A 15,893-nucleotide genomic window follows, 5' to 3' on the forward strand; every position below is an offset into this window, starting at 1 on the left:
TGCTTTTTTGATGTTACTCTATGATTAGAGGTAAAACGTTCGTTAAATCCCTTTTGTAGTAGTCTTTGAAGTAGAGTATTTTTAGAGTTTGTCCGTCATCTAAAAACCTAAATAGTAAAAGGTGTTTCTTTTTCTGTAAATCGCCCCTAAAAACCTGTTTTGTTGAGGTTTTAAATAGTCCTGTAAGGTATTTACTCCACTTTTTACCGTTCTTTTTCTTTAACCAATAGTCTGGTGTAGATTGTGCGCAATTTCTATTTTCACTTATGTTTAAGTGTGTAGATAGGTCGCTTGTAGTTCCGCTTTCTGATATAAGTTCGTAATGTTTTACGCTCGTGTATCTTCCTGTATTTATTTCTTTATAAATATAAGTTACTGGTGTGTTATGTGTTGCCATTGTATTACTTAGTTTAGTTTTACAATAGCATCTTCAACTTCATTGCGTTTGTAAAGGATGCGACCACCTATTTGATATTTCTGTAATATACCTTTTACGGATAGGTTGTGAACCGTACTAATATCTACCGACAACAGTTTTGATACTTCCGTGCGGGTTAAATAGGTAGTTGGTTCTTTGGGTTGGAATGAGTTTTTTAACTCGTTTAACTGTTCTTTAACGCCTGTTAAAATTGCGTTTTGTAGTTCTTGTGGTGTTAACTGAATAAATTGAATTACTGCCATATTAAAAATGTGTTTTGTGTTTTGGCAACAAGTAGTACATCAGTTTTGTAGAAAATCGTATATTTGCAAAAGTTATGTCGGTCAAAATATAACTTTAAATATAATATACGGTTTCTTTAAACTTTTGTTTACGGTTACCGTTTTTTTTTGTTTGCTACCTAAAGAGGTGCATACAAATATAATTCATTTTAAGCGATTTTAAAGCGTTTTAAAGAACTTTAATTGACTACGTGGCAATAATCATTAATTTTAAAAAATATTTTATAAAAAGAGGTTTAAAATAAAAGAAATACGTGTTTTTTTATTTCTTAAAGTAGTAAAAAAGATAGGTTTTTTACTGATTGTTGGTTTTAATTTAGTCAAATTCTGCGTAAAAAACGCTAATTCGTAATGTGTAGGATTGTATTATATGTTGTCAATTAGTTTTTAAATAGTGTTTTTTAATCAACTTAGTAGTTTATTGATTAGATGCGTTTTTAATTACTCGCATTGTAGGGTTTTCTTTTGCTTGTTGTTTTTCGTGTTCTCTTAATTCGTGGAATTTGTCAATTTGTTCTTTGGTTCGTCCTATGTTCGTAACGTCGTTGTTTGATATATAAGCACGAAGTTGATTTTCTGTACTGTGTCCTGTTATTGCTGTAATTAGTGAAGTGTCTATTTTACCATAGTAGTTAGTGGCAAAAGAACGTCTAAAAGTTCGTGAAGTTATTAGTTTATGTTTTTCGTGTAGGTCTGTTTGTTTTCTGTTTACTTTTTCGCCGTCTATTATTTTAACAATCGTTTTACTACCTTTTACTTTTTCATCTATTCCCGAAAGCCTGCATACTTCTTTTATGTTTAAATTCAATTTAACGCCGTTATCAGGGTAATTTGTTGTAGGTAGTCCATATTTATCAATTAAATATGTTATTCGTTTAGATATTGTTATTTGTACGACCGCATCCGTTTTCTTTGCCTTAAACTTCCAGTACTTAACACCTTTTACTTCTTTTATGTTTTCGTCTATTAGTTGGTTCATATCTGAATACCTTAAACCTGTTTCGCATCCAATTAACAACGCCCTTTTTGCATCCATTAATTTAACGCCTTTAATATTTTGATCGTCAATTTTATCAAGTTCGTTGTAGTCAAGTGTAATAACAATTTTACCTTTATAAACATCTTTACATAAATCAAAAGACCTCAACGTTTTACTAACTTTTATAATATATTCGTCATCGGCTTCATAAGTATCTACTGCTGACTTTCTAAGTCTTTTTAATTGTGAGTTAGTGTAAGACTTTTGATACTCCATTTCTAAGATGCACCAGTTAATAAATGATTGTGCGAACTTACTACCTAAATCAAATATTGTAAACTTCTTCTTTTTCTTCTTTTGATACTTTAAAAGTAAATTGTGGGTTACCTTATATTTCTTTAGTTCGTTAGGGTTTGTTGCATACTTAATAAACATATTTTCAACTGCTGACGTTAATAAATTGGCTGTTTTAATACGTTCGTCCTCTAAACGAATTGCTTCTTCTTTGTTTATTATGTTGTTTGCTTCCGTTGTTATTTTATCGGTAGTGTCTAATATTTTGGTAACATCTAAGGTTGCACCTTTTAACCACTCTTTGTTTATTGGTTTGCCATTGTTGTAGTCAATTAAAAGTTTGTTTGTTATTTCTTTTTTAACCTCTTTTAAAAACTCTTTGTGTTTTGTTGCTCCTAAATGAGTATTAGATATGTTTTCAACTCTAAGGTGTTTTAATTTGGTTTTGCCTTTTATAGTAGTTCTTTTAAACCAGTAAAGTTTTTTTGATTGAATTTTTGTAGATACTCGTAAATCTATTTCTGTTCCTTGAATTAATCGAATAGATAAATTACCTGTTTCTTTTGCGCTCCTGTATAAAAAAGTAATGGTTGCCATAGTGTCAAAGTTAGAATAATACGAATATAAAGTTTTGGTACGATATTTGGCACGATTATGTACCATTATTTTAGATTTCGTTAAATCTTTTTAAACGGTAAGAAGTGTTTTTGTACTGTTTATAGTGGTTGTAGAGGTTATTTGAGGTTTTGCCATATTTAGGGGTTCGAATCCCTTCGCGGTCACAAAAAGAACAAAAAAGCAGTAGAAATATCTACTGCTTTTTTAGGGGAATATAAAAAGGGGAACTTTTTTAATAAAGTGCTAAAGTATATAAGAATTATTTTATGTTATGTAACTTAAGTTACATAACATATTAATTTTCTTAAAATTAAAGAGCTAGTATTTTTATTTGATTTCTATGTAATTCTATCTTCGATTGTTTCTCTAAAGCTTTCAATAATCTAGAGATGACAACTCTAGAAGTGTGTAAGTCATTAGCTACTTGTAAATGAGTAACATTTAAGACATCATTGCCAACGACCATAGCCTTATCTTTAAGGTATTTATATAAACGCTCATCCATATTTAAAAAAGCAATAGAATCTACAGCTTCAATGAATTCATTAAGTCTAGAATGATAGCTTAGTAAAATATACTCTTGCCAACTTTTGTATTTACTTAACCACTCGGACATTTTGTTTTTAGGTATCATTAATAATGTAACATCCGTCTCGGCAATTGCTTTGATTTTACTTTTTGTTTCTCCCATACAACAAGAAAGTGTCATCGCACAAGTATCTCCCTTTTCTATATAATATAAAACTAATTCTTCTCCCTCTTTATCTTCTCTTAAAATTTTAATAGCGCCGCTAATTATTAAAGGAATAGAGACCATATTACTATCAACATCAATAATAATAGTGTCTTCTTTAAATTCTTTATAAACGGCAACATTAGCGATTTCGTTAATTAAATCATCTTCAAATAAGTAACCGTAATGTTGTTTAATTTTTTCTATCAATTTATTTTAGTTTTAGTTAGCCAATTCTTTTAGTGTTTTAATAGTTTCGGCAGGGTTATCACTTTTAAAAACATAGCTACCAGCTACTAAAACATCAGCGCCAGCTTCAATAAGTTTGTTCGCGTTTTTATTGGTTACTCCCCCGTCAATTTCTATTTGACATTCAGAATTCGAAAACTCGATTAAATGTTTTAATTGAGTTACTTTTTTATAGGTATTTTCTATGAAAGATTGTCCGCCAAAACCAGGATTTACACTCATAATACAAACCAAGTCTAAATCGGCAATTACGTCTTCTATAACAGCAATTGGTGTGTGGGGGTTTAAGGCAATTCCGGCTTTCATTCCTGCAGCTTTTATAGCTTGAATTGTTCTATGTAAATGTGTACAAGCTTCGTAATGTACCGTTAAAATATCGGCTCCTAAATCTGCAAATGTTTGAATGTACTGATCAGGATTAACAATCATCAAATGTACATCGATTGTTTTCTTGGCGTGTTTCGTTATCGCTTTTAAAACAGGCATTCCGAAAGATATGTTTGGTACAAAAACGCCGTCCATAATATCAATATGAAACCAATCGGCATCACTATTGTTTACCATTTCGATGTCCCTTTGAAGATTTGCAAAATCTGCCGCTAAAATTGATGGTGCAATTAATTTACTCATTTGTTTGTTGTTGTGTTGTTATGTAGTGTAAAGATAATTAATTAGGCTTTGCTTTTTGAAATTTAAATATAAGAATGGTAATTTTAATTCTCTTTTTTTCTTTTCCATTGCTGAAAAGAAACAAAAATCTAGTCTTATTTTAATTTTTTTGAATTCTAGCATTGTATTCCACTATTGCATCCAGACCACTACGTTCTTTGGATGCTTGCCGTTTCATACAATTTGAATTCTAGCAAAAATTAAAAGTATGCCATTGTAAAAGGTTTAAGTTTAGTCCGGATTAACTCCGCTTTTATATTTTATAGCGTTGTTGAATACGTTGTATTTGAAGTGACATCCTTTTTATGCTTAAAATAAATAAGCGTCATTGCGACGTACGAAGCAATCTACTTTTTAATTATAAGATTACTAAAGTTTGTAAAATACAAGCTTCGGAATAGCAGCATAAAAAGATAGAGAGGAAAGCGGGAAATAGCTTCAAATAAAAAAACTCCCGAAAAATGAATTTGAGAGTTTTACTATTTTATTTAGAACTTGTTTAAACTTCATTTAAAAACCTCTTATCGTTAAAAAATCAAATCTGTCAAACTGAATTTATTTCAGTTTCGCATCCTGATTTACCATAGTTCTTAGTTTTATGTGATGCTGAAATAAATTCAGCATGACGTTTATATCTAAAAAAAACACTTTAATATAAAGTATATAATAAATTTGGTAAATAGTTTTAGCTCAGATTAACTCCGCTTTTATATTTTATAGCGTTGTTGAATACGTTGTATTTGAAGTGACATCCTTTTTATGCTTAAAATAAATAAGCGTCATTGTGATGTACGAAGCAATCTACTTTTTAATTATAAGATTACTAAAGTTTGTAAAATACAAGCTTCGGAATAGCAGCATAAAAAGATAGAGAGGAAAGCGGGAAATAGCTTCAAATAAAAAAACTCCCGAAAATGAATTTGAGAGTTTTATATATGTTTGATGCTTTTGTGAAGCATAACTGAGATACTAAAAGAAGTCTATGACTTCTATCCTAAGTAAGTCATTAAAATTTTACTTCTAGAAGTGTGTTTTAATCTTCTGATTGCTTTTTCTTTAATCTGACGCACACGTTCACGAGTTAAATCGAACGTTTCACCGATTTCTTCTAAAGTCATTGGTTGGTGTTCTCCTAAACCGAAGTATAATTTTACAACATCAGCCTCACGAGGTGTTAATGTTTCTAACGCACGGTTAATTTCGATACGTAAAGATTCATGTAATAATGTTTTATCTGGGTTTGGAGATTCACCTGAGTTTAATACATCGTACAGGTTAGAGTCTTCACCCTCAATTAAAGGAGCATCCATTGATACGTGACGACCAGAGTTTTTCATAGACTCTTTTACATCGTTCACTGTCATATCTAACTTCTTAGCAATTTCTTCAGGACTTGGCGGTCTTTCGTTTTCTTGCTCTAAGAAAGCATACATTTTGTTAATCTTGTTGATAGAACCAATCTTGTTTAACGGTAAACGTACAATACGAGATTGTTCTGCTAATGCTTGTAATATCGATTGACGAATCCACCATACAGCATAAGAGATAAATTTAAAACCACGAGTTTCATCAAAACGTTTTGCCGCTTTAATTAAACCTAAGTTACCTTCATTAATTAAATCAGGTAATGTTAAACCTTGATTTTGATATTGCTTTGCTACCGAAACAACGAAACGCAAGTTGGCCTTCGTTAATTTTTCTAAAGCTCTTTGGTCACCAGCTTTAATTCTTTGTGCCAATTCAACTTCTTCATCAGCAGTAATTAAATCTACCTTTCCTATTTCTTGTAAATATTTATCTAATGATGCGGTTTCTCTATTAGTAACCTGCTTGGTAATCTTTAGTTGTCTCATCTAATTAAGTACTATTTTTAATTCATCTATCCGTCTACATTAGCTTATACGTATGAAGTTTCAATAATGTTACAAAAAAAATAAAACTTTTTCGAAATATAAATTTAAAACGATTCACCGATACATTATGTTGTTTGGAAGATAAATGATGCTGCCTAAACGTTTTTAAAATTTTTGAGATTAAACGTTCATTTAATTTGTGTAATAAATACATAAATAGAATGAATGATATTATATTAGAAATGACAGATGAAGATTTAGTTTTTGAAATAATTAGAACTAATAATAACATGCTTTTTGCAGAATTATATCAACGCTTTTCAAAGTTTGTATATATTAATTGTTATGGCTTTTCTAAAAATAAAGAAGAAGCAGAAGACTTAAAACAAGATGTATTTGTTATGTTATTTTTAAAATTAAAAAATTTTAAAGGTGTGTCTAAATTTTCTACGTGGCTATATTCCTTTACCTATAATTTCTGTGTGAATTACATACAAAGAAATAAGGAGAAAAAAAAGAAAAAGTAACAATAGTAACAGATAATATTAAGGAAAAAACTAATCAAGATGAAATAGAAAATATTGTCTATTCTGAGCTAAAGATTCTTAAATTACAAAGAAGTTTAAATATTTTATGTGTTTTAGAGAGGGAATTATTAATCATGAAATATCTAAAAGATATGAGTATTAAAGAAATTTCAGAAATATTAAATATAGGGGATAGCGCAGTAAAAATGCGATTGAAAAGAACAAAAGAAAAAGTTGTAAAAATTTATAATGAACTATAATAACTTCATATTTTTTTCTTTAAAAAAAATTTTTATTGATGATGAAATGTTAAATTTGTCATGTATAACAAATATATAGTAACCTTTTTTGTAAAGAAGTGTCTAAATTGATTAGATGCCTAATTGCAAATCTAGAACCAAAATTAGCTATTGAAACCCATTGATGATACAAAACTAAGCGATGAGGAGCTAGTTAGTAAAATAGTAGAAAAAAATGACACTCATTTATTCGCTGTTTTATATGACCGATACGCTGGTATTGTGTATAACAAATGTTATGGTTTTTCAAATAATAAAGAAGAGGCCCAAGATTTAACACATGATGTGTTCATTAAATTATTTATAAAATTAAGAACTTTTAAAGGAAGGTCTAAGTTTTCTACATGGTTGTATTCTTTTACCTATAATTTTTGTGTAAATTATGTACAAAGAAATAAAGAGAAGAAAAAAGAAAAAGTAACTGTTGTAACAGACAATATTAAAGAAGAGAGTAATGAAGATGAAATTGATGATGAATCGTTATTTGAGTTAAAAGCTGATAAGTTAGCAAAGGCACTCGAGAAAATACAGGTTTCAGAAAAGATGATTTTATTAATGAAATATCAAGATGATATGAGTATAAGAGAAATTTCAGAAGCATTAGAATTAGGAGATAGCGCAGTAAAAATGCGTTTAAAAAGAGCAAAAGAAAAAGTTATAAAAGCATATAATGCACTGTAATAATTATGGAGAACCCATTTAAGAAAATATTACATAATGAAGAATTGCCAGAGGCACTTAAAGGAAAAGTGCTAAACGATGTGGCAATGATTAAACTATCGATAGATATCGCTGATTTATTTGTGGTTAAATACCCAAGTACAATTGCTGATTTATTAGGTGGTGGTGCATCTAAAAATGAATTTAACAGCAACGAATAACAGAACCAATACGAAACTATGATTATATTACAAATTGATATTATTAAGCCTTTTAAAAATATTTTTCAGAATATTATTGATTCACTACCAACAGTACTTGGTTTTATCTGCTTTGTATTGTTATCATGGTTAATCATCAAACTCTTTTTGTTTATTGTTAGAAAAGCATTAACAAAAACAAAGATTGATGAATGGTCTAAAAAATTAAGTGAAACTCAAATATTTGGTAATTCTACCATAAATATAGTATTAACAAATGCAATACTCGCGGTTTTAAAATGGTTTTTAATTTTAACCTTTGTAATGGCTGGATCTAATATCTTTGGTTTGATAGTTGTTTCAGAAGGTATTACAAGCTTTTTTGCATATTTACCAAAACTATTAACAGCGTTAGGTATTTTTGTAGCTGGGGCCTATTTAGGTACAATGGTTAAGAAGGCAATACAAACAATGTTTAAATCGTTAGAAATATCAGGAGGAAACCTTGTAGGAAATATCGCTTTTTATTTAATAGTAATTTTTCTGTCAATAACAGCACTAGATCAAGCAGGTGTAGATACATCAGTAATTAAAAGCAACCTAACTCTTTTAATAGGTTCTGTTCTATTAGCGTTCACTTTAGCCTTTGGTTTAGGAGCAAAAGAGGTGGTTACAAGATTACTTTATGGTTATTATTCGAGGAAAAATGTAAGTATTGGTAAAGAAGTTATTATAGGTGATGTTGAAGGTGTTGTAATAGCTATAGATAATATTTGTTTAACCATTAAAACAGCTGAAGGAAAAGTCGTTTTTCCTATTAAGGAGGTGGTAGACAGTAAAATAGTTGTTAAAAATTAATGATTTGTCGGTTTTTATTTTATATTTGTTGATAATAATGAAAAGTAAATTAAGAAAATGATAGATTTCGGGGGACTTCTATCTTATAGATAAAGATTTATCTTTGTCGTTATGACCATCGAAAGATGGTCATTTTTTTTGTAAAAAAAGTGACTTAATTAAAAAAGAGGTGTCAAACTGCTAGATGATAGATTCGGGGGGATCTATCATCTAGTAGTTAACTAAAATGACTTCCGGTAACGGAAGTCATTTTTTCTTTTAAGTAAATTAAGAGCATAAAAAAGCCACTGTTAACAGTGGCTTTTTGTTATTCGAAAGATAAGTGTAAAAACACTCCTCTTGTACCTAAGAAGTCAATAGGATCTGTCCATTGACTTGGGCTTGTATTATCGTAAACAGCTTCGTTATTAACAGCAAATACTCCTCTAATAGAAGGGGAGAACTTAAAGTAACTTAAGTAAATATCTATTCCAATACCAACTTCGTACATTATATTGCTAGAAGTGGTTCTAAATTCACCACCAAAATTATCATCACTATTACTTTCGTTACTAGAAAAATTATAATCATATGATATACCTCCTAATACATAAGGTCTAATATTATTAAGTCTGTTGGTGCTAAGTTTTAAGATAAAAGGTAGACGTAAATATGTGGCACCGACTTCTCTTTCTTTCTGATTTTCTGTTCCAACAATATGTTTAAAACGCAATGTTTTAGTGTTAGACATTAAACCAGGCTCAAAACGCAGGTTAATATTGTTATGTAACCTTAAATCAGCAATTAAACCAACATTAAACCCAATAGATGAACTTACTTCTATCTCAGCATTATTAAATGAGCTAGGTTTGTAGGCAACTTTATATCCATTATTATTTAAACCTAGGTAAAAACCATAATGAAATATCGGTTTATCAAAACTAGGAAGGTTTAATATCTTTTCACTTTGCGCTTGAAAGCTAATTGTGATAAATGCGAAAAATCCGAAGAACAAAAGTTTTTTTAACATACTATTTTAAAGCGGTATAAATTGATGCGACTCCAAAAGTCACAGGTAAATTCTTTGCATTGTTAAACCCGTTTTTTTGTAAAATATTGTTAAAGGCTTCTCCAAAAGGAAAAGAATTTGCACTTTCTGATAAATAAGAGTAAGCAACTTTGTCTTTTGAAAATATTTTACCAATAATGGGTAAGATAAAATTGGTGTAAAACTTATAACCTTGTTTAAAAGGAAACTTAGTAGGGTTAGAGGTTTCTAAGACCACAAATTTACCTCCGGGTTTTAAAATACGGTATATTTCAGTTAAACCTTTATCTAGGTTTTCGAAATTACGAACTCCAAAAGAAACTGTAATGGCATCGAAAGTATTATCATCAAAAGGCATGTCTTCGCTATCGCCAACAATCATTTCAATCTTATCACTTAAGTCTGCTTTTGCTATTTTTTGTTTTCCAACTTCTAGCATTCCTGCAGATATATCTAAACCTACAATTCTTTGCGGATTTAATTTCGCCATCATTAAAGCTAAATCGCCTGTTCCGGTAGCAATATCTAATATTTGCTGCGGATTATTTTCGCCAACTAATTTCACCACTTTTTTTCGCCAACTTACATCAATTCCTAAAGAGATAACGCGGTTTAGGCCATCGTAATCTTCAGAAATATTATCGAACATTTTTGCTACTTGTTCTTTTTTTCCTAATTCAGAATTTTTGTATGGTTTGATGGTTTTAGACATGTGATTTTAAAATTATCCGTTAATAGCAACTACTTCGTTAATCTGATTTGGTAGCATATCTTTAAGCATGGTTTCAATACCATTTTTTAAAGTAACAGTTGATGACGGGCATCCGCTACAAGCGCCTTGAAGAATTACACTCACTCTTTTTGTTTCTTTATCGTAGGATTGAAACGCAATGTTTCCTCCATCTGAAGCTACAGCAGGTTTTATGTATTCATCTAAAATGTCAACTATTTTAGCTTCTGTCTCTGTTAAATCTTCTTTCGGGATTTCAACATTTTGCGTTGTTTGCTGTTTCGGAAGTTCTTGTATAATTGTTTTTCCGTCTTGAATATAGGTTCTAATAAATGAACGAATTTCTTGATGAACTTCATTCCATTCTATCATATCGTATTTTGTAATAGATACGTAGTTTTCAGAAATGAAAATTTCTTTAACAAATGAGAATCCAAATAATTCTGTTGCTAAAGGAGATGATTTACTAGCTTCTTCAATGTTTTTAAACTCAACATCTGTTTGCGTAAGTGCTTTGTTTGAACCAAACTTCATTACAGCCGGGTTTGGCGTAACTTCAGCATACACTTCAACAGCATCTTTTTTAGTTGTTTCCTCTTGTACAAGCGTATTACCTTCTTGTAAATAGTTTTCTATTTGTTGGCGAACTTCTTCTTCAACATCATCCCATTGAACAATATCAAAACGCTGAATAGCAATGAAGTTAGCAGTGATTAGTATTTTTTTTACAAAAGGAAGGTAAAAAAGTTGTTGCGCTAAAGGTGAGTTTTTAGCATCGTCTATATTGTTAAACTCGTAACTACCACCGTTTACTAAAATTTTGTTACTCACAAATTTAAGAATGGTTTCGTTATTAGTTTCTTGTAATGTTATTTTTAGTGTGCTCATAGGTTGTAAAGTAAAGTGCAAAATTACGGTAAAAAAGTGAGATATGTATATATAAAACATCCTGCAAAAGCAGGATGTTTTATATATATTGTTTAGGATAGAATTATAGGCTAAAAGTAAGGGTTCCTGAAATTCTACTAGTATTGTTATCTATGTTTAAATCACCAGGATTATAGATTGTATAATATTGTCTGTTTTCGTAATTACTGTAAGATAAATCAAACTTCATGTTTCCGAAGTTGTAACCTAAACCAGCTGAATATCCTTTGATATTATCTTTATTGGTATTGCCTCCTAAAAGTAAGTTTGGGTCCTTTTCATAATGATATCCACCTCGAATACTCATTTTGTCGAAACGCCATTCTGTACCAATGTTTAAAGCGTGTGTATTTCGATAGTCATTTGAGAAGTTTGCGTTTTCTTGATTAAAATCACCATCATTAAATTTAATGTTTTTATAATCTTTATAGGTATAATCAACACTAATTAAACCTTGTTTACCAAAAATATAAGCACCACTGGCAGTTAGTCTTCCAGGTGATTTAAATTTATAAGCATAAGAATCTGGACCAATAACATCAAAATCTTCATCAATATTTAAAGCATCAACTTCATTCATTATCAATTCATCATAATAATCTTCAATAACTTCTTGATACCAAGTTGGAGTTTCATAAGCTAAACCAATTCTTATGTTTTGATTTACTTTATAGATGAAACCTAAGCCAAGAGAAAATCCGCTTCCTTGTATGTAAGTTTCTGTATAACTTTCTACATCTAAAATATTCCCGTCAACATCGTCATTAACTTCATTAAAATAAGCTTCTCTGTAAAACTCTAAATCATGAAAGTTTAAAGAGGCTCCTACAAATAATTTGTTTTGGTGTACGGCAGAGAACCCTATATTAAATACACTTGCTTCACCTTCTGTTTTGCTAGAGTTATATTGGTCGACACTTGCATCAAACTGTGTTTTTGTGGGTTTTGTGTCAGCAACATGTTCGTTGTAGAATAGGCGATTACTATTACCTTCAGCTGAATAAAATGCGTTAAAATCTTTTTTAATTCTGTAATTAAAACTTAATGCAAAACGATTCCAATCACTGTTATAAGCGGTGTCAAAAGTTAAAATACCACCAGCTTGGCTAACGTCAAAATAATTGTCTTGTGTGTTTGTGGTGTTACCGTAATACATAGATGAATACTCGGTGTTTCTGTTGCCTAGAGTTACTGAAAATACACTTTTTTGCGCAACGGCAGCACCTGCAGGGTTAACGCTAAAAGAAGAAATATCACCTCCTAAAGCACCGAATGCGCCACTCATACTTTCAAAACGAGCTGTTCCGTAATTACCATCTTTAGAAAAAAGAATACCTAAATCATTATAGCTTAATGATTGAGAAAAGGCACTATAAGTACTAGCGATCAGAGTCGCGAAAATTAAAATTCTTTTCATGTTTTTTGTTAATTAGTTTTAAAATCTATTTAGAAAAATGGATTATAATTATCTCCTACCGCCCCTAGAGCTTCTGCTACTAGAAGAGCTTCTTGAACTTCTACTGGAACTACTTCTAGACGAAGAGCTATTTGAGCTCCTAGATGGAGTAGAATAACTTCTTGAACTTTTGCTTCGCGAAGAATAGTTACTATTGCTCTTAGGCTGTTTACTTTTTCTGTAACTAGAAGAGCTTCCTTTGTTCGATTTAGAAGAAGATCTGTTGTTTTTAGTACTTCTTGTAGAACTGCTACGACTACTTCGGTTACCTCTTGTTCCTTTTACAGATCTGTTTCCGTTAGGGTTATATCCTTTTGTGTATCTTTTGTTAGAGCTTCTTCTTGATTTTATACCTTGTGTAGAGCGTGTAGAATTAGTGTTGCTTCTTCTGTAGGTTTTTGAAGACCTTCTAGAAGTAGAATATTTTCGGTTATTATTAGTATAGCCTTTTCTGTATCCAATTGTTCCTCTTCTTGAGTTTGAAGCTGTTCTATAGCCTCTATAATAATTAGCACCTCTATAAGGTCTGTAATAAGGATTGTTTCTATAATAACGATTATTGTAAAAGTTATTTCTGTAATACGGGTTATAAAAACCTCCAAAACCAACATAAAAACCTCGGTTATTAAACCTTCTATAATCATAAGGACTCCAGTAATTGTTATATCCCCAACCGTAACCATAATGTCTTGGTCCCCACCAAGGATTGTTGAAGTTATTATATCCGTAAAAATTATCCCATTGATTGTAATAACCCCATCTTGGTGAAGTGTTTATGTTTATTACAACATCACTATTACTATCATTATAACCCCAAGGTTCATTATTGTTATAATTAATATTATTTTCTTCTTCATATATAACATCTTCTTCTTCATTGTAATCAGCGTCATCAGAAGTGTAGTTTTCAATGTCAGTAAAAATATCGGTGCCGTTTAAAGCGCCTAAACGTTCAATTTCTTTGGTAAAATAGTTTTCTTCATATTCCTGATATTCATTTTCATCAGCAATAATAACTCTTCTTTGAGGTTGTTCTTGAGGAGTGTCAGCATAAATACCATCACCACTGTCAGCAACCGTTTGCATTGTTCCGCAAGAAACAAGTGTTATTATCATAAATAAAGATAGAATATAAATAGGGAGCTTGGTTTTGGCGTAATATAACTTCATGGCTGATTTTTTAGGTTATTAAAAACTAATTCGAAAATCTGTTGCAAAATATTATTTCTTTGTTGGGCTTGTACCCTTTTTAATGTAGTTTTGCATAGACAATTTACGCATAAAAAATAACAATATTTATGCCAAACTTTTGATTATGGGCAAACATTTGACAAAAAGAGAAGAAGATTACTCTAAATGGTATAACGAATTAGTTGTAAAAGCTGATTTAGCTGAGAACTCGGCAGTAAGAGGATGTATGGTTATAAAACCTTACGGATTTGCTATTTGGGAAAAAATGCAAGCAGAATTAGACAGAATGTTTAAGGAAACTGGGCATGAAAATGCTTATTTCCCGCTTTTTGTACCTAAAAGTTTATTTGAGGCTGAAGAGAAAAATGCAGAAGGATTCGCAAAAGAATGTGCTGTTGTAACGCATTATCGTTTGCAGAGTGATCCTGATAAACCAGGGAAATTAAGAGTAGATCCTGAAGCTAAGTTAGAGGAAGAATTAGTGGTTCGTCCTACTTCTGAGGCTATTATATGGAATACCTATAAAGGTTGGATACAATCATACCGTGATTTACCATTATTAATAAATCAATGGGCAAATGTAGTTCGTTGGGAAATGCGTACACGTTTATTTTTACGTACTGCCGAATTTTTATGGCAAGAAGGGCATACCGCACACGCTACAAAAGCAGAAGCTATTTCTGAAGCAAAACAAATGCAAGAAGTGTATGCAACATTTGCTGAAGAGTTTATGGCAATGCCAGTAGTAAAAGGAGCTAAATCTGAAAGTGAACGTTTTGCAGGTGCAGATGATACTTTAACTATTGAAGCATTAATGCAAGATGGAAAGGCCTTACAGGCAGGAACATCTCACTTTTTAGGTCAGAATTTTGCAAAAGCTTTTGATGTGAAATATACCTCTAAAGAAGGAAAGAAAGAATACGTTTGGGCTACATCTTGGGGAGTTTCAACACGTTTAATTGGTGGTTTAATTATGACACATTCAGATGATGCAGGATTAGTTTTGCCTCCGAGATTAGCGCCAATTCAAGTTGTTATTGTCCCTATATATAAAGGAGAAGAGCAATTAGCTGCTATTTCAGAGAAAGTAGACGTAATCGTTAAAGAATTGCGTAAAAAAGGAGTTTCTGTTAAGTTTGATGATAGAGATACTTATAGACCAGGAGCTAAGTTTGCTGAATATGAACTAAAAGGTGTGCCGGTTAGAATTGCAATGGGTAACCGCGATTTAGAAAATGGTACTGTTGAAGTTGCACGTCGTGATACTTTCGAGAAGCAAACGATTGCTATAGATGAAGTAGTAAATGTTGTTGCTAATCTATTAGAAGAGATTCAGGAGAGCTTATTTAAAAAAGCTTTAGATTATAGAGCAGCTCACACTACTGAGGTTGCAACTTTTGATGAATTTAAAGATGTAATAGAAAATAAAGGAGGCTTCGTGTCTGCTCACTGGGACGGAACGACTGAGACAGAAGATAAGATTCAGGAATTAACAAAAGCAACCATTAGGTGTATTCCTAACGATGCTAAAGAGGAAGTAGGGAAGTGTATATTTACAGGGAACCCATCCTCTAAAAAGGTTCTTTTTGCGAAAGCATATTAATAAGAATAAAAAACCCTGCAAACGCAGGGTTTTTTATTCTTATTTTTTCCGCTAAAGTTTATAAGGGCAAATCTTATTTTAGATTATCATATGTTTTTTAACCTTAAAATAGATTCGTAAGGTAATTTAATTGAAGTCAAATGAAATTATTTCATGTTTTTTTGTGGGTAATTTTTACCTTTTTGTATCGAAATAGTACTGAAAACTATCTTATTAGGTTTTGTTTTTAAGATAGGGTATTTTAAAGTGATATAAAAAACAGCAAAAAAAAATAAAAAAGCTTTGTAGGAATAAAAACTG

General features: G+C 30.9%; 17 protein-coding genes. 6 read left to right on the forward strand and 11 right to left on the reverse strand.

All coding sequences use genetic code 11. The features are described 5' to 3' along the window. Positions 1 to 13 precede the first annotated feature (13 nt). The 6 genes from RRF68_RS11190 to RRF68_RS11215 all read right to left on the reverse strand — a co-directional run bounded on the left by RRF68_RS11190 (position 14) and on the right by RRF68_RS11215 (position 6,115). The gene (locus RRF68_RS11190) at positions 14 to 397 is read right to left on the reverse strand and encodes a hypothetical protein (protein ID WP_315944397.1); all 384 of its coding nucleotides are present in this window, start codon (positions 395 to 397) and stop codon (positions 14 to 16) included. A gap of 8 nt (positions 398 to 405) precedes the next feature. Continuing rightward, positions 406 to 681 carry a helix-turn-helix domain-containing protein gene (locus RRF68_RS11195; RefSeq protein WP_315944398.1) on the reverse strand — a complete coding sequence of 92 codons (276 nt, stop codon included), beginning with the start codon at positions 679 to 681 and terminating at the stop codon, positions 406 to 408. 457 nt (positions 682 to 1,138) lie between these two features. Beyond that, a complete protein-coding gene (locus RRF68_RS11200; RefSeq protein ID WP_315944399.1) occupies positions 1,139 to 2,656 on the reverse strand; it encodes a hypothetical protein in 1,518 nt (505 codons plus the stop codon). 265 nt (positions 2,657 to 2,921) lie between these two features. Then, the gene (locus RRF68_RS11205) at positions 2,922 to 3,554 is read right to left on the reverse strand and encodes a Crp/Fnr family transcriptional regulator (protein ID WP_218772202.1); all 633 of its coding nucleotides are present in this window, start codon (positions 3,552 to 3,554) and stop codon (positions 2,922 to 2,924) included. 12 nt (positions 3,555 to 3,566) lie between these two features. Further along, a complete protein-coding gene (rpe, locus tag RRF68_RS11210; protein WP_315944400.1) occupies positions 3,567 to 4,223 on the reverse strand; it encodes a ribulose-phosphate 3-epimerase in 657 nt (218 codons plus the stop codon). A 1,028-nt stretch (positions 4,224 to 5,251) separates the two neighbouring features. Continuing rightward, the gene (locus RRF68_RS11215; RefSeq protein ID WP_028890199.1) at positions 5,252 to 6,115 is read right to left on the reverse strand and encodes an RNA polymerase sigma factor RpoD/SigA; all 864 of its coding nucleotides are present in this window, start codon (positions 6,113 to 6,115) and stop codon (positions 5,252 to 5,254) included. Between the two features lie 221 nt (positions 6,116 to 6,336). Between RRF68_RS11215 and RRF68_RS11220 the strand changes: the two genes are divergently transcribed. From RRF68_RS11220 to RRF68_RS11240, 5 genes are all read left to right on the forward strand, one after another. Then, entirely contained in the window at positions 6,337 to 6,642 is a 306-nt protein-coding gene (locus tag RRF68_RS11220) for an RNA polymerase sigma factor (protein WP_315944401.1), read from the forward strand. A gap of 134 nt (positions 6,643 to 6,776) precedes the next feature. Further along, positions 6,777 to 6,902, forward strand: coding sequence for a sigma-70 region 4 domain-containing protein (locus tag RRF68_RS11225; RefSeq protein ID WP_315944402.1), 126 nt, complete (start codon positions 6,777 to 6,779; stop codon positions 6,900 to 6,902). 150 nt (positions 6,903 to 7,052) lie between these two features. After that, positions 7,053 to 7,622, forward strand: a complete 570-nt coding sequence (locus tag RRF68_RS11230) for a sigma-70 family RNA polymerase sigma factor (protein WP_315944403.1) — start codon at positions 7,053 to 7,055, stop codon at positions 7,620 to 7,622. A gap of 5 nt (positions 7,623 to 7,627) precedes the next feature. Continuing rightward, complete coding sequence (locus tag RRF68_RS11235; protein WP_218772206.1) at positions 7,628 to 7,822, forward strand: hypothetical protein; 195 nt, start codon at positions 7,628 to 7,630, stop codon at positions 7,820 to 7,822. 18 nt (positions 7,823 to 7,840) lie between these two features. After that, entirely contained in the window at positions 7,841 to 8,659 is an 819-nt protein-coding gene (locus tag RRF68_RS11240; protein WP_315944404.1) for a mechanosensitive ion channel family protein, read from the forward strand. A 307-nt stretch (positions 8,660 to 8,966) separates the two neighbouring features. Here the strand turns inward: RRF68_RS11240 and RRF68_RS11245 are convergent, their stop codons facing one another. The 5 genes from RRF68_RS11245 to RRF68_RS11265 form a co-directional block, all read right to left on the reverse strand. Then, positions 8,967 to 9,668 (reverse strand): porin family protein, encoded by a 702-nt coding sequence (locus tag RRF68_RS11245; protein WP_218772208.1) that lies wholly within the window; start codon positions 9,666 to 9,668, stop codon positions 8,967 to 8,969. Between the two features lies 1 nt (position 9,669). Then, positions 9,670 to 10,398, reverse strand: coding sequence for a bifunctional demethylmenaquinone methyltransferase/2-methoxy-6-polyprenyl-1,4-benzoquinol methylase UbiE (gene ubiE / locus RRF68_RS11250; protein ID WP_218772209.1), 729 nt, complete (start codon positions 10,396 to 10,398; stop codon positions 9,670 to 9,672). Positions 10,399 to 10,410: 12 nt separating this feature from the next. Then, a complete protein-coding gene (locus RRF68_RS11255; protein ID WP_315944405.1) occupies positions 10,411 to 11,304 on the reverse strand; it encodes a NifU family protein in 894 nt (297 codons plus the stop codon). A gap of 103 nt (positions 11,305 to 11,407) precedes the next feature. After that, positions 11,408 to 12,760, reverse strand: a complete 1,353-nt coding sequence (locus tag RRF68_RS11260) for a hemin receptor (RefSeq protein ID WP_315944406.1) — start codon at positions 12,758 to 12,760, stop codon at positions 11,408 to 11,410. 48 nt (positions 12,761 to 12,808) lie between these two features. Continuing rightward, positions 12,809 to 13,969 carry a hypothetical protein gene (locus RRF68_RS11265; protein WP_315944407.1) on the reverse strand — a complete coding sequence of 387 codons (1,161 nt, stop codon included), beginning with the start codon at positions 13,967 to 13,969 and terminating at the stop codon, positions 12,809 to 12,811. A gap of 145 nt (positions 13,970 to 14,114) precedes the next feature. Here RRF68_RS11265 and proS point away from each other — a divergent pair, with 145 nt between their 5' ends. Next, positions 14,115 to 15,593 (forward strand): proline--tRNA ligase, encoded by a 1,479-nt coding sequence (gene proS / locus RRF68_RS11270; protein WP_315944408.1) that lies wholly within the window; start codon positions 14,115 to 14,117, stop codon positions 15,591 to 15,593. The last annotated feature ends 300 nt before the right edge of the window (positions 15,594 to 15,893 follow it).

The organism is Tenacibaculum sp. HL-MS23 (genome assembly GCF_032463465.1).
GTDB lineage: Bacteria > Bacteroidota > Bacteroidia > Flavobacteriales > Flavobacteriaceae > Polaribacter > Polaribacter bernardetii.